The 16,259-nt window shown below is 71.7% G+C and carries 16 protein-coding genes; 8 read left to right on the plus strand and 8 right to left on the minus strand.

Annotated elements, in window-relative coordinates:
- The first annotated feature begins 1 nt into the window (after window position 1).
- The 3 genes from ACIA8R_RS30735 to ACIA8R_RS30745 are packed head-to-tail and all read left to right on the plus strand — an operon-like array spanning window position 2 to window position 3,349.
- On the plus strand, window positions 2-1,546 hold the full coding sequence (locus ACIA8R_RS30735; protein ID WP_397041582.1) for a bifunctional 3-(3-hydroxy-phenyl)propionate/3-hydroxycinnamic acid hydroxylase: 1,545 nt from the start codon (window positions 2-4) through the stop codon (window positions 1,544-1,546).
- 25 nt (window positions 1,547-1,571) lie between these two features.
- Window positions 1,572-2,504 carry a VOC family protein gene (locus tag ACIA8R_RS30740; RefSeq protein ID WP_364093110.1) on the plus strand — a complete coding sequence of 311 codons (933 nt, stop codon included), beginning with the start codon at window positions 1,572-1,574 and terminating at the stop codon, window positions 2,502-2,504.
- Entirely contained in the window at window positions 2,504-3,349 is an 846-nt protein-coding gene (locus ACIA8R_RS30745; protein WP_357701930.1) for an alpha/beta hydrolase, read from the plus strand. The genes ACIA8R_RS30740 and ACIA8R_RS30745 overlap by 1 nt, the downstream gene beginning before the upstream one ends.
- 71 nt (window positions 3,350-3,420) lie before the next feature.
- On the opposite strand, the gene ACIA8R_RS30750 is transcribed toward ACIA8R_RS30745, so the two are convergent.
- Window positions 3,421-4,083 (minus strand): TetR/AcrR family transcriptional regulator, encoded by a 663-nt coding sequence (locus tag ACIA8R_RS30750; protein WP_397041583.1) that lies wholly within the window; start codon window positions 4,081-4,083, stop codon window positions 3,421-3,423.
- Between the two features lie 182 nt (window positions 4,084-4,265).
- On the opposite strand from ACIA8R_RS30750, the gene ACIA8R_RS30755 reads away from it, so the two are divergent.
- Window positions 4,266-4,613, plus strand: coding sequence for a nitroreductase family deazaflavin-dependent oxidoreductase (locus ACIA8R_RS30755; protein ID WP_397041584.1), 348 nt, complete (start codon window positions 4,266-4,268; stop codon window positions 4,611-4,613).
- 39 nt (window positions 4,614-4,652) lie between these two features.
- Window positions 4,653-5,345: a DUF4386 domain-containing protein gene (locus ACIA8R_RS30760; RefSeq protein WP_397041585.1), complete on the plus strand. Its 693-nt coding sequence runs from the start codon at window positions 4,653-4,655 to the stop codon at window positions 5,343-5,345.
- Window positions 5,346-5,401: 56 nt separating this feature from the next.
- On the opposite strand, the gene ACIA8R_RS30765 is transcribed toward ACIA8R_RS30760, so the two are convergent.
- The 5 genes from ACIA8R_RS30765 to ACIA8R_RS30785 form a co-directional block, all read right to left on the minus strand.
- Complete coding sequence (locus ACIA8R_RS30765) at window positions 5,402-6,265, minus strand: lipase family protein (protein ID WP_364093098.1); 864 nt, start codon at window positions 6,263-6,265, stop codon at window positions 5,402-5,404.
- Window positions 6,266-6,537: 272 nt separating this feature from the next.
- Window positions 6,538-9,129, minus strand: a complete 2,592-nt coding sequence (locus ACIA8R_RS30770; RefSeq protein WP_397041586.1) for a BTAD domain-containing putative transcriptional regulator — start codon at window positions 9,127-9,129, stop codon at window positions 6,538-6,540.
- A 101-nt stretch (window positions 9,130-9,230) separates the two neighbouring features.
- Entirely contained in the window at window positions 9,231-9,731 is a 501-nt protein-coding gene (locus ACIA8R_RS30775; RefSeq protein WP_397041587.1) for a hypothetical protein, read from the minus strand.
- 58 nt (window positions 9,732-9,789) lie between these two features.
- On the minus strand, window positions 9,790-10,737 hold the full coding sequence (locus ACIA8R_RS30780) for a hypothetical protein (protein WP_397041588.1): 948 nt from the start codon (window positions 10,735-10,737) through the stop codon (window positions 9,790-9,792).
- A gap of 303 nt (window positions 10,738-11,040) precedes the next feature.
- Window positions 11,041-11,775, minus strand: coding sequence for an SDR family NAD(P)-dependent oxidoreductase (locus ACIA8R_RS30785; protein WP_397041589.1), 735 nt, complete (start codon window positions 11,773-11,775; stop codon window positions 11,041-11,043).
- Window positions 11,776-11,856: 81 nt separating this feature from the next.
- Between ACIA8R_RS30785 and ACIA8R_RS30790 the strand changes: the two genes are divergently transcribed.
- A complete protein-coding gene (locus ACIA8R_RS30790; protein WP_397041590.1) occupies window positions 11,857-12,405 on the plus strand; it encodes a TetR/AcrR family transcriptional regulator in 549 nt (182 codons plus the stop codon).
- A 411-nt stretch (window positions 12,406-12,816) separates the two neighbouring features.
- Here the strand turns inward: ACIA8R_RS30790 and ACIA8R_RS30795 are convergent, their stop codons facing one another.
- Window positions 12,817-13,206, minus strand: coding sequence for a RidA family protein (locus ACIA8R_RS30795; protein ID WP_397041591.1), 390 nt, complete (start codon window positions 13,204-13,206; stop codon window positions 12,817-12,819).
- Between the two features lie 67 nt (window positions 13,207-13,273).
- Between ACIA8R_RS30795 and ACIA8R_RS30800 the strand changes: the two genes are divergently transcribed.
- Window positions 13,274-13,876 carry a CGNR zinc finger domain-containing protein gene (locus ACIA8R_RS30800; RefSeq protein ID WP_397041592.1) on the plus strand — a complete coding sequence of 201 codons (603 nt, stop codon included), beginning with the start codon at window positions 13,274-13,276 and terminating at the stop codon, window positions 13,874-13,876.
- Between the two features lie 125 nt (window positions 13,877-14,001).
- Here ACIA8R_RS30800 and ACIA8R_RS30805 read toward each other — a convergent pair whose 3' ends face one another.
- Window positions 14,002-14,979: a helix-turn-helix transcriptional regulator gene (locus ACIA8R_RS30805; RefSeq protein ID WP_397041593.1), complete on the minus strand. Its 978-nt coding sequence runs from the start codon at window positions 14,977-14,979 to the stop codon at window positions 14,002-14,004.
- 63 nt (window positions 14,980-15,042) lie between these two features.
- On the opposite strand from ACIA8R_RS30805, the gene ACIA8R_RS30810 reads away from it, so the two are divergent.
- Entirely contained in the window at window positions 15,043-16,194 is a 1,152-nt protein-coding gene (locus ACIA8R_RS30810; protein ID WP_397041594.1) for an epoxide hydrolase family protein, read from the plus strand.
- The last annotated feature ends 65 nt before the right edge of the window (window positions 16,195-16,259 follow it).

Genomic DNA, 16,259 nt, shown 5'->3' on the forward strand with positions numbered 1-16,259 from the left:
CATGACCGACAGCTACGACGCGGACGTCGCGATCATCGGGTACGGCCCGACCGGCGTGATCGCCGCCCTCACCCTGGCCAGGTACGGCGTGTCCGCCGTCGCCCTGGAACGTGACACGGACATCCACCCCCGGGCACGGGCCGTGACCGTCAACGACTGGACGATGCGGATCTTCCAGGACCTCGGCATCGACGAGCGGATCGAGAAGAAGATCGATCCCCAGCGGGCCCTGCGCTGGGTCACCTACGACGGCCGGGAGATCATGCGGATCGAGCATCCGCCCTCGACCCTGGGCCGCAAGGCGCGCTTCTACAACATCTACCAGCCGACCATGGAGACCGAGCTGCGCGCGGCCGCGCAGGACCACGGCGACCGCATCACCGTCCACTACGGCACCGAGGTCACCGGCGTCGCCCAGGACGCCGACGGCGTCACCGTCACCTCGACCGACACCGCGACCGGCCGCACGCGCACCACCCGCGCCCGCTACGCGATCGCCGCCGACGGCGGCGGCAGCACGACCCGCGGCGAGCTGGGCTGCCGCCTGGTGGGCGACACCAACGACGTCACCTGGGTCGTCATCGACTGCCGCGTCAAGCGCTGGTGGCCCGACCGCGACTTCCTGACCTTCTGGTCCGACAAGGAGCGGCCGGTCGTCGACATCGCACTGTCCGCCGGCAACCACCGCTGGGAGATCCCCCTCAAGCCGGACGAGACCCCCGCGAACTACCCGACCAGCGCCGAGGTCTGGCCGCTGCTGAAGGCCCTGGGCGTCACCGAGGACGACGTCGAGATCCACCGGCACGCCTTCTACAAGCACCACGTCCGGATGTGCGACACCTGGCGCACGGGCCGGGTGTTCCTGGCCGGGGACGCGGCCCACCTGATGCCGCCGTGGGCCGGCGCCGGCATGCAGTCCGGCATGCGCGACGCCCACAACCTGGGCTGGAAGCTCGCCCGTGTGCTCAAGGGCGAGCTGCCCGACAGCTGGCTGGACACCTACGAGGCCGAACGGCGTCCGAACACCGCCTTCTACACCGGGCTCGCGGTCCAGCTCGGACGGGTCATCAAGCAGGAGCTGTCGGAGGAGGAGCAGGCCGCGATGAACGCGGTCCCGCAGGACACGGTCACCCCGTACGAGCCGCCGCTCACCGCGCCGCCGGTGCTGGCGGGCGGATGGATCAGGGGGCCGCTGGGCGACGCCAGCATCGTCGGCCGCATGGTCCCCCAGCCGGTCGCCGGTGACACCACCGGCCGGATGGCGCGGCTGGACGACCTGCTCGGCGACGGGTTCGTGCTGCTCGGCGACGACGTCGACCCCTCGACGCTGCTGACGGCGCAGGAGAAGGCCGGATGGGACGCGCTCGGCGCGCGCTACCTCGCCGTACGGCCGAAGACCGCCTACACGCAGGGCCCGGACGAGCTGGTCGACCTCGACGAGGTCCTGCTGCCGTGGCTGCGCAGGTACGGCGTCCGCGCCGTGGCGGTCCGTCCCGACAAGTTCGTCGCCGCGGCCGACGTCAGCGGCCTGGCCGTACCCGCCTGAATCGTCCACCTGAGGAGAGGAAGACATGTCCGGAGTCAAGGAACTCGGTTACGTCGTCTACGAGGTCGGCGACCTGGCCGACTGGGAGCACTTCGCCGTCGAGCTGCTGGGGATGCAGGTCGGGGAGAAGATCGACGGCGGGTTCACCCTGCGCACCGACGAGAAGGCCCACCGCTGGATCGTCACCGGCGGCCCCGCCGACGACCTGGTGGCCACCGGCTACGAGGTCTCCGACGCCGCCGCGCTCGACGCGCTGGTCGAGAAGCTGCGCGCGGCCGGCGTCGAGGTCACCGAGGGCGACGACGCCCTGGCCGCGGCCCGCAAGGTGGAGCGCGTCCTCGTCACCGCCGACCCCATGGGCAACCGGGTCGAGCTGGTCACCGGGCTGGCCGACGCCGCCACGCCGTTCGAGTCGGCGAAGCTGCTCGGCGGGTTCGTGACGGGCGCCGGCGGCGCGGGCCACCAGGTCCTCCTGGCGCACGGCGTCACCCGCGAGACCTACCTGCACTTCTACATCGACCTGCTCGGCTTCAAGATCAGCGACATCATCGTCGAGGAGCTCGCCCCCGGCGTGGTCGCCGACCTGATCTTCCTGCACTGCAACGGCCGCCACCACACCGTGGCCTTCGGCGAGCTGCCCTCGCCGAAGAAGAGCCACCACTTCATGGTCGAGGTGACCGACATCCGCGACGTCGGCCTGGCCTACGACCGCTGCATGGACGCCGGGCAGCCGTTCGAGATGACCCTCGGGATGCACCCGAACGACCACATGTTCAGCTTCTACGTCTTCACCCCCTCGGGCTTCAGTGTCGAGTACGGCTGGGGCGGGCTGATCATCGACGACGAGACGTGGGAGGTGAAGACGCTCGACAAGCTGCACAGCTGGGGCCACCGTCCCCCGGGCGTCGTCGCCGGGCTGCTGGCCGACGCGCCCACACCGAACGGGGAGGACCACTGATGGCACTCGACGCCAAGGACATCGCGCGCACCGTCCGCACCGCCGACTGGGAGCTGCGCTACTACGAGGCCGGCTCCGGCCATCCGGTCGTGCTGCTGCACGGCAGCGGACCGGGCGCGACGGGCTGGAGCAACTTCGCCGGCAACATCGAGGCGCTGGCCGAGCACTTCCACGTGTACGCCGTCGACATGCCCGGCTGGGGCGAGTCGGACCCGGCGACCGTGGACCGGCTCGACCACGTGGAGGCGGCGATCCAGTTCCTGGACGCCCTCGGCATCGACAAGGCCGCGTTCGTCGGCAACTCGATGGGCGGGCAGACCTCGCTGCGGCTGGCCACCGAGCACCCCGATCGCATCTCGCACCTGATCACCATGGGCCCGCCGGTCGGCCGGATCCCCACGCTCTTCGGCGCCGGCGACGGCCCGTCCGAGGGCCTGAAGGTGCTGATCGAGGCCTACCGGGACGCGAGCCCGGAGAACATGCGCCGGCTCGTCGAGATCATGGTCTACGACAAGGCCCGGTTCGCCACCCCCGAACTGTGCCAGGCGCGCTCGGACGCCGCCCTCGCCCGCCCCGACCACCTGCGCAACTACGTGGACGGCCTGCCGAAGGGCGCCCCGCTGCCGAAGTGGGTCAAGCCCGACCTGCTGCCCTCGATCCAGGTGCCGACCCTGCTCATCCACGGCCGCGACGACCGCGTCGTGTCGTTCGAGACCTCGCTGTACCTGCTGGCCAACATCCCGAACAGCCGGCTGGTGCTGCTCAACCGCTGCGGGCACTGGGCGATGATCGAGCACGCCGACGAGTTCAACCGGCTGGTCGCCGACTTCATCGCCAACAACTGACCGAAGGTCCGCAGGGCCGCGGAGGACGGATCCCACCGTGCTCCGAGGCCCTCGACCGCTGCCCCTGGATCTCACATCGTGGATCCTTCCGCGCACGCCGTGTCGCGTGCACCCGGGTGAGGGGCCCTCCGGGCTTCGAGGGCGTCCAGGATCAGGTCCAGGCCGTAGCCGAACTCGCCGGTGTAGTCGTAGCCCGGACGCAGGGCGTGGTCGCGGATCATCTCGGCGAGGTACGGCAGCTCCTCCGCCGGCAGCCGCCGCAGGATGCCGCCGGCCACTTCCTCGACATCGTCCGGCGTCGTCACCGGCAGGCTCGCCTCCTGCAGGACGAACCCGTAGACGTAGCTGTCGACGAGCGAGACGGCGTGCGCGGCCATCGCCAGCGTGAACCCCGCCTCCCGCAGGACGCCCAGGACGGCGTCGTGATGACGCAGCGTCGCCGGCCCCGGATCGCGACGGGAGTCCATGAGCCCGAGAGCCCAGCTGTGCTGCGACAGGACCGCGCGTGCGGAGAAGGCACGCGTACGGATCGCATCGCGCCAATCGCCGCGTTCGGCCCCGGGCAGCTCGATCGCCGCGAACACCGTGTTGACCACGCCGTCGAGGATGGCGTCCTTGTTCGGCACGTGGTGGTAGAGCGACATCGCCTCCACGCCCAGTTCCTGCGCCACCCGGCGCATCGTGATCGCCTCCACGCCGCCGCGATCCGCGACCCGGATCGCGGCTTCCAGCACGAGGCCTCTGCTGAGCGGTTGCGGTGGTGGCGGCACGACGGCTCCGGAGTGTGAGCGGGTTGACAGCCTTACGAGCGTAAGTCAACCTTACACCCGTAAGGAGCCTTACTGGCGTAAGGCTGTCTGGGTTCGCGTCCGCCGGAAAGGGGATTTCGATGCCGATGCCGAGGTGGTGGGGGCAGGTGAACAAAAGGGTGTTCAACCCCCGCGCGATAGCCGGCGGGAAATGGCCCGTCCTGATTCACGTCGGCCGCACGTCCGGCGCCACGTACCGCACGCCGCTCGATGCGCATCCCGTCGAGGGCGGCTACCTGTTCGTCCTGGTGTACGGATCGCGCTCCGACTGGGTGCGGAACGTCCTGGCGGCCAGAGGCGCGCGACTCCGGGTCGACGGGCGAGAGGTGGAACTCACCGCCCCACGCCTCGTCGGGAAGGAGGAGGCGTTCCGGGCCCTTCCCGACGAGGTGGCACGCCCACCGCAGCTGTTCCGCATCACCGAGTTCCTCCGCATGGACCTGCCCACAGGCTGACCCCGGCCGGCGTCACCGCGACATCACAGGACGAACATCGTGCACACAAACAGGCGGGCAACCGCGATTGCGGGAACACTGGTCATCGTCGGCATGATCGCCGGAGCGCTGAGCATCGTTCCCGTCATCGAGGAGCCACGCCATCTCGCTCTCATTTCCGAGCACGAGAGCCAGGTCGTCGTCGGCGCGGTCGCCCAGGCCATCATGATCCCCGCCTATGTCGGGTTCGCGCTCTGCCTTTATCCGGCGTTGAGAGCGGAGAACGAAACGCTCAGTCTGGGCTTCCTGGGGTTCAGGCTGATCGCAGCGACGTTCCACTTCTTGGGCGTGATCATCCTGCCCTTGTTCCTCGTGCTGGGCCATGCGTTCACCCGGGCCGCCGCCTCGGACGCGGCCGGCCTTGAGCTCCTGGACGAGTTGCTTCGGACGGCACGCGACCTGGTCAACCACGTCGCGTTGATCATCTCGCTGGGCCTCGGAGACCTCCTGTTGTTCCGCATTCTGTGGCGGTCGAGATCCGTCCCTCGGTGGTTGTCCGGGTGGGGATTCCTGGGAATCGCCCTGGCCATGTTGGCGAGCTTCTCGGTGCTGCTCGGCCTGACCGACGTGGTCACGCCGCTCTACCTGGCCATGAACGCGCCACTGGGCCTGCAGACCGTCGTCTTCGCCCTGTGGCTGCTGGCCAAAGGCCTCGCTACGGGCACATCGACCACGGCCCACCGGCACGGCTGACCCGCAGGCTCGGTGGCGCCTGGCGTACGTCACGAACCGCTCCCCTGCTGACGGGCTCAATCCGACAGCAGGGGAGTCTTGCGCTTCCGGCCTGAGGCCGCCTCCCGGTCCGCGGCGTCGAACCTGGTCAGGTAGGCGTTGATGAAGTGGTCGCGGATGCCGTCGGTGCCCGGGGCCAGCAGGTCGGCGGTGGCGCCGCCGAGCCGGTCGAGCAGGCCCGCCACCGGGGCCATCTTGTCGTGCAGCTTGCCGTGGGCGTCGAAGTAGCGTTCTTCGGCGACGTGGCCGAACAGCGGGGCGGGCGGGAGCTGGGCGACGATGTCGTTGTTGTTCACGAAGCGGAAGGTGCGGCCGCGGAAGGCCTGGTCGTAGGCGGCGGCCAGCTTGGGGCAGCAGGTGCGGGGCTGGCCGTAGGTGTAGACGCCGTCGGCCAGCAGCGTGGGGTCCTCGAAGTGGGTACGGGCGGCGGCGAGCATGGCCAGCGCGCCGCCGAGGCTGTGCCCGGTGAACCAGAGGGAGTGGCCGGGGGTGTGCCATTCCTCCAGGGTCCGCAGCAGGGCGGGATGCACGACGTCCAAGGCGCGGTAGAAGCCGGCGTGGATGTTGCCGTCGGCGGCGGTGTACGGGGTGAGCAGGGTGTCGGCGTCCGAGAGCCAGTCGCGCAGTTCCTCGGGCTGGGTGCCGCGGAAGGCGACGATGATCATGTGGTCGCCGGCGGCGACATACGCCTGGGTGTCCTCCAACGGGAACGGCGCGGCGTGCGGGACACGGAAGCTCCTGACGCGGTCGAAGCCCCAGCTGTTGACGGTGGCCCGGACCTCGGGCTCGTCCTTGTAGGCCAGGGCGGCGGCGTGGGCCAGGCGGCGGGCCTGGGCCAGGGTGTAGCCGGTGGCTGTGTGGTCGAAGGTGATCGTGGTCATGAGTGCTCCCCCAGGCGTCCCGGACTGTCGCCACCGGGCGTACCCGCCGGTTGACCAAGAGTCGCCGTCCGGCAGGTAAGCGATCGCCTCGCCGAGGCCGTCACGCTGCGGCACCGGCGGCCCCCTCGACGGCGAGAAGTTCTCCGCCCACCTCCACGCCGACCTGTTCCGACAGCCTCATCCTGCTCCTGCCAAGCCGCCTGGCCCGAACCGGACCGATCAGTGGGCCCTGCCGTAGCACCACAGTCCGCCCCGTTCGCGGGGCAGGCGCGTCAGCGGCCCAGGAGTCCTGCGATCCGCCGGGCCTCGGGGAGGACGTGCTGGGCGAGGGCCAGTTCGTGGGCGCGGCGCAGGCAGTCGGCGGCCTCACCGGCACGGCCCAGCGCTGTGAGGCTGTCGGCGCGCAGGCACAGTGCCTCCCGTTCCAGCACCCGATCACCGTAGAGCCGGACCTCGGCCAGAAGGCGGTTCGACAGCACGTCCGCGTGCGTGTGGCAGCGGGTTCGCAGCGTCACGCGGAGATCGCAGAGCAGGACCATCAGCGACACCCGCCGATGACCTGCGGCGAGGTCACCGGCCCGGTCCAGGAGCGGGCGCGGATCGTCGTGGTGGAAGGCCAGGCGCGCGAGGGCGACGGCCTCGATGACCTCGTCGCCCGCCGCGCGGGCCAGCTCTGCGGCTGCCGTGAGGTGGGTGATCGCGTCCTCGGTCCGCCCCAGGGCCAGCTCGGCGATGGCGAGGTTGCTGAGTGTCAGCGCCCGGAAGGCGTCGTCGTCCAGCGACGGCAGCGCCTGGGTCAGCAGGGTGACGCCTTGGGCGTGGTGCTTCTGGAACACCGCGACCGTCCCGAGCGACATGGTCATCACCGCCGCGCCACGGTCGTCGCCGTTGTCCAGGCAGGACCGCAACGCCACCTGCGAGCTCTGCACCCAGTCGAGGAGGTGGCCGTGGATCTCGTACAACCGCACGGCGGCCAGCGCCAGGCCCCAGCTGAGATTCGCCTGGCCGAGGTCGGCGGCCTGGCGGACGCCGGCCGACAAGGTGGCGCGCTCGGCGGCCATCCAGGACATCGGGTCGGCCGGCACCACCTCACCGCTGGGTTGCCACAGCGGGCTGTCGCTCTCGATGAGGCGGAACCTGCCCCGGTATTCGCGCAGGTACGCCTCCCGTGACAGCCAGAGCAGACAGGACAGGAATCGCCGCACGATCGTGTCCTGCGCGGATCCGGTTCCGGCGCGCTCACGAGCCAGCAGCCGGATCAGGTCATGGCACCAATAACGCTCCTGGCCGGCGCCGTCGAACCCGTCCGGCTGCAGGAGCTGGCGCTCTGCCAGCCGTTCCAGGAGGTCACCGGCGACGGCCACGGGCACGTCGAGAAGGGCGGCGCCCATCCAGGCGGTGAAGGTGGGCACCCGCAGCAGCCCCAGCCGTTCGAACAGGGTGCGTTCGGCGGGTGGCAAATCGTCGTACCCGGCCTCCAGCGTGGCCCGCACGTCCAGCTCACCGGCGCGCAACTCGTTCAATCGACGCTCACCGGCCAGCCGGGCGGCCAGGGTCTCGACGCCCCAGCCCGGCCTGGTCAGCAGCCTGGCTCCGGCCACCCGCAGAGCCAGCGGGAGCTGGGCGCACAGCTCGGCCAGCGGCGCCGCCTTGGACACCTCGATGCGGGCGATCCGGGACAGCAGCAGCGCCGCGTCGGCGAGAGGCATCTCCTCAAGCCGCATCGGCAGGGCGCCCACGTCGGCCACCAGGCTTTCGAACCTGCTCCGCCCGGTGACCACCGTCACGCACCCGGGCGCGCCGGGCAGCAGCGGTCTCGCCCGCGCGGAATCCGGCGCGTTGTCGAGGATGACCAGCACCCTCCGGTGCGCGAGCATCTGACGATAGAGCGCGATCTGAGCGTGCTGCTCGACGGGGACGACCGCGGCTCCGAGGGCGTGCAGGAACCGGCTCAGCACCTCGACGGGGGTGTCCTCGCCGAGATTGGCGTAGAGCTGCCCGTCGGGGAACCGGTCACGGGAGCGATGCGCCCAATGCAGGGCGAGCCCGGATTTGCCCACTCCGCCGACCCCGCTGATCACGGCGACGCCGCAGGGGCGGTCCAGGAGGCCGTCCAGGACGGCCAGCTCCGCCGTACGGCCGGTGAAGGCGTGGATGTCCGGTGGCAGGAGCCGGGGCGCGGGATCGTGGTGGAGCAGGTCCTCATGCAGGCGGCGCAGCGGGCCGGAGGGGTCGACGCCGAGTTCGTCCCGCAGGCGCCGGCGCGTCTGGTCGAACATGCGAAGGGCCTCTCCACGGCGTCCGGTGGCGGCCAGGGCCCGCAGCCGTAACTCGACGAGCGATTCGCGCAGCGGATGGGCGGACACGGCGGCGGCCAGGTCGCTCACGCATTCGGCCGGGCGCCCGAGCTCCATCAGCACACGTGCGCGTGCCTCGACGGCCAGCAGCCGGGCTTCCGCCAGCCGGGCGGCCTCCGCCCGGACGACCGCCAGATCGAGCAGCCCCTCGTAGGGCTCGCCCCGCCACAGGGCCATGGCGCTGTCCAGCAACGACAACGCGCGCTCGGGCGGCTCGGCTGCCGCGCGCCGCACCAGCTCCTCGAAACGGGCGGCGTCCAGTTCGCCGTCCTCCACCGCCAGCAGGTGGCTGTCGCCCCTGCGGATCAGCCGTTCTCCGACGACGCCACGCAGGCGATGCAGGTGCCAGCGGAAGGTGCTCGGCGACGGCGGCGCGAGCGGCCACGCCGCGTCCGTCAGGGCGTCGCCCGTAACCGGCTCGTTGGCGTGACACAGCAACGACGCCAATAAGATCATCTGCTTGCCCGACGCCATCGGATGGCCCTGAACCGTCACTGGGCCAAGCACCCCGAAATCCATTCCACGAAGTATGTCGGAAACAGCAGATGCGTGATCAAGAAGAGAGCCGGAACGGCCCCGGCACGTCCCGGCTCCCGCGGGTCGAGCTCTCAGCCCATCATGGACGCGTCGGCGCACTGGCCGCGCGTCACCCACAGGTGGGACGAGATCGTGTTCTTCACCAGGGCGGGCGTGAGGTGGTCCGCCCGGTAGTAGACCAGCCCCGACAGGTCGGGGACCCAGTCGCCCCTGTCGAGGCAGCGGTAGCCGTACACGTAGTCATAGTTGATCTTGTCGTAGAACGCGACCACGGTGAGTCCGCTGGAATCGGTGGCGCCGTCGTTGAGGACGGACACGGCCCTGTTGGCGGCATTGACGAAGCCCCCGCCGGCCGCGTCCCAGTTGGAATCGTTGCCCTCCGCGTAGCCGAGCATGATCCCGCCGCAGTTGGGCTGGTTGAAGGCGAAGACGTTGCCGTTGCTCCACCCGTCCCGGACGCTGGAGCAGCCGGCGAGCTGCGACGTGCTCGCCTCCGAGGCCCAGGCGGGGCCGGTCGTCGCCAGAGCGGCGGTAAGGGCCACGGCGGCCGCCGCCAGACGCGTCAAGCGCATCGGTTTTCTCCTTGTGTTGTGCCTACCGCGGCCCAGCGCCGCGGAGTCTTAGTGGTGATCACCGCTCGGCGCGGGTGATCTTCCTGGCGCGTGCGAGCGCCTCACCGCGCATGCGGTCGTAGAGGTCCAGCTCAGCGGCGTACCGTGCGCCGATCTTGGGCCGGTACTCCCGGCCGAGGGCGCGCATGGTGGCCCGCAGATCAGTACGGCGCGCGCAGGTCGCCTCGTCGACCGCGAGCTCGACCTCGGTCGCGTGGGCACGCTCGGCCGTCATACCGACGCTCAGCCCGGGAGCGGCCAGGTGCGCGGCGGGCGGTGTGGCGTAGTCGTGCCCGCGCTCGCGCATGCACGCCGACCAGGCCTTCACCCCCGCCGTGTACCGCGCGTCCTTCACCAGTCGCCCCATCACCAGCGGCGTGATGTTCATGGCCAGCCGGTCGACGCGGAACCAGGTGGCCCGGTCCCCGTAGAGCCGCGCGATGCTGGAGGCGGAGCATCCGCCGAGCGAGTTGTTGATCGTGCGGCCGTCGGGCAGCTTCACGCTGAGCACTTCGTTCCCCGCTCCGCCGTTCAGAGCCTCCCGGTAGGCGATGCGGCGGGCGGCGGGCAAGCCGTTGACGTAGGCGACGTTCCGGCTGTGCTGCCGCGCCGCGACGGCGGCGTTCCGCGCCCGCGTGCCGTACCCGTTGCGGCGCGCCCACTCCACGTCGTCGAGCACGAACCCGACCGGGAGCAGCCCGTCCTGGTCGGCCGGCCGTTCCACCCAGTACTCGAACCCCGCGTCCCGCATGCAGTCGCGGACGAGCAGGGACTCGGCCCAGCTCAGCGTCACCTCGTCCGCGGGGGTGATCGGCGCCGTCGGGGCCCCCGGCTTGGCGACCGGCCGCGCGTGCGCCCCTTCCCCGCACCCGGCCAGGCCGGCGATCACCGCCACCGCGACGGCGGCACGCCACGACATTGTCCGGGCCGAGCCCCGCCGGCGTGCGGCGACCTTCACTGCGGGCATGCCGTCACCTCCTGATCGTCTTGGGGACAGACGCTAAGGAGGGGCTGTTGGGCGGGCGTTGGGGGCGCGTTGGGAGCGGGTGTCGCGCCGGCTCCGCCTGCCTACGCCGGGCTGCCGGCCCTCACCGCGGTCCGGTGAAGACCGGCAGTGGCGACGACGGGTCCGGCCGGCCACGACCCAGGGTCCTGCCGAAGTGTCCGGAGCTGACAGAAGTCCTCGGGATGGACCTCTTGACGTACCGTCAGCGCCCAGCCGTCCGCTTGCCCTGAGGCGACCAGCGCGCGACCTCCGCGTGCCGGGGTGTCAGGCCGTCGTCCCGGCGTCGACGGTGATGGACGTGCCGGTGATGGTACGGCCGGCGGGGCCCGCCAGATGGAGGACGGTGGCGGCGACGTCGTCCGGGGTGCCGTAGCGGCCGAGGGCGGTGTAGGAGCGTTCGGCGTCGGCGTCGGGGCCGTCGGCGGGGTTCATCTCGGTGTCGGTGGAGCCGGGGTGGACGAGGTTGGCCGTGATGTCGCGGGGGCCGAGATCACGAGCGAGGCCCTTGGTGAGGCCGATCAGTGCGGACTTGCTCATCGAGTACAGGGTCCAGCCGGGGTAGGGGACGCGTTCGGCCAGGCTGCTGCCGATGTTCACGATCCGTCCGCCGGCCCGCATGTGACGGGCGGCCGCCTGGGACGTGAGGAAGGCGGCTCTGGCGTGGATGGCGAGGGTGCGGTCGACTTCGTCCAGGGAGACGTCCTCCAGCGGGCCGAAGGGGGCGATTCCGGCGTTGTTCACCAGGATGTCGAGGCGGCCGAAGGTGGCGACGGTGTGCGCGACGGCCGCCTGGAGCGCCTCGGCGTCGGCGGCGTCGGCGGCCATGGCCAGGCCGCGGCGGCCGAGCGCCTCGATCTCCTGGACCACGCCCTCCGCCCAGCTCGCCGCCGTCGCATAAGTGATCGCCACATCGGCGCCCGCCGCGGCCAGGCTGCGCGCGATGGCCGCGCCGATGCCCCTGCTGCCTCCGGTGACGAGTGCGCTCTTGCCGTTGAGCATCTGTCCTCCACTATCCGGAACTGATTCCGGTTGAGGATATACGGAACGCGTTCCGCTTTTCCAGCCCGATAAGGTGAACACGTGCCACAGGAGCGGGCCGATGCCGCCAGGAACCGAGCGAAGATCCTTGCCGCGGCCGCGGAGATCGTCGCCACCGAGGGCATGAAGGGGCTGGCCATGGCCGACGTCGCGGCCGCCTCGGGCGTCGGGATCGGCACGCTGTACCGGCGGTTCGGCGACCGGTCGGGGCTGGCGTACGCGCTCATCGACGAGAAGGAGCGCGAGTTCCAGCAGGCGTTCCTGACCGGCCCTCCCCCTCTGGGGCCCGGGGCGCCGGAGATCGAGCGGGTCCGCGCCTTCCTGCACGCGCTGACCGATCGCACCTTCGCCCAGCTCGACCTGCTGCTGATGGCCGAGACCGCCGGGGAGTTCGCGCGTTTCGGCGGCGCCTACGAGGCGTACCACCAGCACCTGGTCGTGCTGATCGCACGGATCAAGCCGGAGGCCGACGCGGGGTTCCTCGCCGACGCCCTGCTCGCGCCGATCGCGGCCAACCTGATCGCCCACCGGGGGCGTGCGGCGTCCGTCGTGAAGGCGGGTCTTGACGCCCTGCTCACGGGCCTTGTGTGAGCGGGGCCCGACGACGGACGCGGGTCAGGCGCGTTCCTTCGAGGTGTTCGGCAGAGTGAGCACGGCCACCGCTCCGGCGATGACGACCGCGGCGCAGACCCGGAACGCCGGCGCGGCAACGAACGTGCGCCTGCGTCCGTAGAGGTCGGCCGGCCGGCAGCAGGAACCCGGCGAAGGTGAGGAGGTGGCCGTTGACCAACCGTTGCAGCCCCTCGGCCCCGAGGCGGAGGTCGGACTCCATGGCGGGCGATCGGACGCCGCTCACGGGCGGTGGTGCGCCATGATCCGAGATCTCGTTGACGGTCCGGCGGACCGTGGCTTCGTGAGGTGCGGCCGTCAGTGGGCGCGGAGGCGGCGAGGAATGTCCGCCGAGTCGCGCCCGGCGGCGAACCGGGCCCGCCTTCGAGGGCGTCACACGACGGCGACGGCGTCGACCTCCACGAGGAACCCGGGGCCCAGGCCGGCCACGACGTGGACGGTGATGGCGGGCGGCGGGTCGGCCCGGTTCCACACCTCCTGGAAGGCGGCCACCCCCTCGTCGAAGGTGTGACCGTCGAGCACGGCGATGCGCCAGTGCACGATGTTCGCCAGGCTCGCGCCCTCGCTCTCCAGGATCGTCACCAGGTTGCGGAAGATCTGCCTGGCCTGGTCGCCGACCGTGGGCCCGACGACCTTGCCGTCGGCGCCGACGCCGTTCTGCCCGCCGATGTAGATGGTCTTGGCGGGCTGTTCGACCACGACGGCCTGGCTGAAGGCCGGGCTGCGGTGGAGCCCCTGGGGGTTGATGTGCCGTACGCCCATGTGCGCTCTCCTCGAATCTTGAAACCGGTTATAGGGGTTTCGTTGCGACACCAGTTATAGTGGTGTCATGCGACTGAACGCAACCGGGCGGATCCTGCACGACCCCAAGGGCGGGTCGTTCCGGTTCGACGCCGGCGCCGTCTGCCTCGACTTCGCCCACACGGGCGGCGAGGGCCGATACGCGATCTTCGAGAGCCTCCACGAGCCCGCCGACCTGGCCGAATGGCTGGCCCAGCCGCCACTGGCGGTGGTCATGACGGCCACCGTGACCGCCCGCGAGCTGGCGGCGGCCAAGACCCTGCGCCAGGCGATCTGGGACGCGGCCCACGCCCGGGCGTCCGGTCGCCCGCTTCCCAAGGAGGCGGTCGCCACCATCAACCGGGCCGCGAGCGCGGCGCCGCCGGTCCCCGAACTGGCCGACGACGGCATCACCGCCGGATGGGCGCCGCCGGTGCGGGCCACGCAGGCGCTGTCGGCCCTGGCTCGGGAGACGATCGAGCTGCTGTCCGGGCCGTTCGCCGGACGCATCCGCGAGTGCGCCGGCGACAACTGCCCGCTGGTGTTCGTCGACACGTCCCGGCCCGGCGCCCGCCGCTGGTGCGCGATGGAACGCTGCGGAAACCGTCACAAGCTGCGCGCCCTGCGCGCCCGCCAGGCCCTGGAGCCGTGACCCGGCCTCGGCCGCGCCCAGCACGCCGACGCAGCGCAGCCGGAGGGCTTCCCGCGTGAGCCCGGAGTACGGCCGCAGGGCGGCGGCCATCAGGTCCGTCTAGCCGTCGAGCAGGTCGCGCTCGATCACCTCCATCTTCTGGTTCCCCTTGAGACGGCCCGGTCGAGGCGGTCGCGGACCTCGCGCAGCACCGGGACCAGCTCCGGCGGTTCCAGCACCTCGAAGTCGAACCCCTTCGCCGCCACGTGCACCGCCAGCTCGTGCAGCGAGTTCGAGCCGGCCGTGAAGAGGCAGGTGCGCGCGTCCACGGGCTCCAGCCGGCCGGCGGCGGGTGAGGTGCGCGGCGCCACCGCCTCCAGCGGCGCGTGGAAGAGAACGCGGGCCTGGTACGCGTACGGCGCCGAGGTGATGGCGTGCGAGACGTGGGCGGCCACGTCCTCCTCCGACGGCAGGCGCGGCGTGAAGCGCGCCCCCGGTGGCCCGAGCGGCTCCTCGATCCGGTCGACCCGGAAGGTACGCCAGTCGTCCTTGGCCACGTCCCACGCCACCAGGTACCAGCGGCGCGGCGTGTGCACCAGCCGGTGCGGCTCGACCTCGCGTACGGTGACGCCGTCGCGCCCCCGGTGGCGCAGCCGCACCCGGCGCAGGTCGCGGCACGCGGCGGCGATCGCGGCCAGCAGGTCGGCGCCGACCTCCGGACCGGCCGCCCCGGGCAGCGCGACGGTCGCCGCGCGGAACGCCTCCACCCGGTGCCGCAACCGGGAGGGCAGGAGCTGCTGGAGCTTGGCCAGCGCCCGCACCGCCCCCTCCTCCAGGCCGGCGACGCTGCCGGTCGCGGCCGTACGCAGGCTGATCGCCACCGCCACGGCCTCCTCGTCGTCGAGCAGCAGCGGCGGCAACGCGGCCCCCACCCCGAGCCGGTACCCGCCGGCCACCCCCGGGGTGGCGTCCACCGGATAGCCGAGTTCGCGCAGCCGTTCGACGTCGCGCCGCACGGTGCGCAGGCCGACGCGCAGCCGGTCGGCGAGTTCGGCGCCGGTCCAGTCCGTGCGCGCCTGAAGGAGTGACAGCAGGCGCAGCAGCCGGGCGGAGGTCTCCAACATGGGCACCATTGTGGCCGCCATTGGTGCCCGAAGCTGACACCAATGCCCAATACCGTCACGGACATGACGAACGACATCCAGCCCTACCGCGTCGATGTCCCGCAGGCCGACCTCGACGACCTGCACGAACGGCTGCGCCGTACCCGCTGGGCCCCCGAGGTGCCCGGCACCGGCTGGGAGCGCGGCGTGCCGACCGGCTACCTGCGGGAGCTGGCCGCGTACTGGGCCGACGGCTTCGACTGGCGCGCCCAGGAGGCGGCGCTCAACGCGTACCCGCAGTTCACCACCGTCGTGGACGGCACGCAGGTGCACTTCCTGCACGTACGCTCCGCCAAGCCCGACGCCGTCCCGCTCCTGCTGCTGCACGGCTGGCCCGGCTCGGTCGTCGAGTTCCTCGACCTGATCGGCCCGCTCACCGACCCGGTGGCCCACGGCGGCGAGGCCGCCGACGCCTTCCACCTGGTGGTCCCGTCGCTGCCGGGCTACGGCTTCTCCGGCCCGCTGCCCGGCACCGGCTGGACGGACGGCCGCACCGCCGCGGCGATGGCGGAGCTGATGTCCAGGCTCGGCCACGACCGGTACGGCGTGCAGGGCGGCGACGTCGGCGCGTTCATCGCCCCGCTGGTGGGACGCGCCGCGCCCGACGATGTCATCGGCGTGCACGTCAACGGCCTGCTCACGTTCCCCGGCGGCGATGCGGCGGTCATGGGCTCGCTGAGCGACGCCGAGCGCGCGCGGCTGGCCGGGATGCAGGAGTGGCAGGCGAAGCTGGGCGCGTACATGCAGGTCCAGGGCACGCGCCCGCAGACGGTCGCGGCCGCGCTGCACGACTCCCCCGCCGGCCAGCTCGCCTGGATCGTGGAGAAGTTCAAGGACTGGACGGACCCGGCCGCCGAACTCCCCGAGGACGCGGTGGACCGGGACCGGATCCTCGCCGACGTGAGCATCTACTGGTTCACCGGCACCGCGGGCTCGGCGGCCCACACCTACTACGAACGCTTCAACGACTTCAGCATGTGGGCCCCGAAGGCGCGCGGGACGGTGCCGACCGCGGTCGCGCTCTCCCCCACGGACTTCTCGGTCCGCCCGCTGGCCGACCAGGCGCACAACGTGGTGCGCTGGACGGAGTTCGAGCGGGGCGGCCACTTCGCCGCGCTGGAGACCCCCGACCTGCTGATCGCCGACCTCCGGGCGTTCTTCCGGACCCTGGGCTGACCGGACGGCGGGAGCCCGCTGGAGCGACCATCGCCCGAGGGTAGAGGGCGCGCCGGTGGCGACCG

The sequence above is a fragment of the Nonomuraea sp. NPDC051191 genome (assembly GCF_044455665.1).
Lineage (GTDB): Bacteria > Actinomycetota > Actinomycetes > Streptosporangiales > Streptosporangiaceae > Nonomuraea.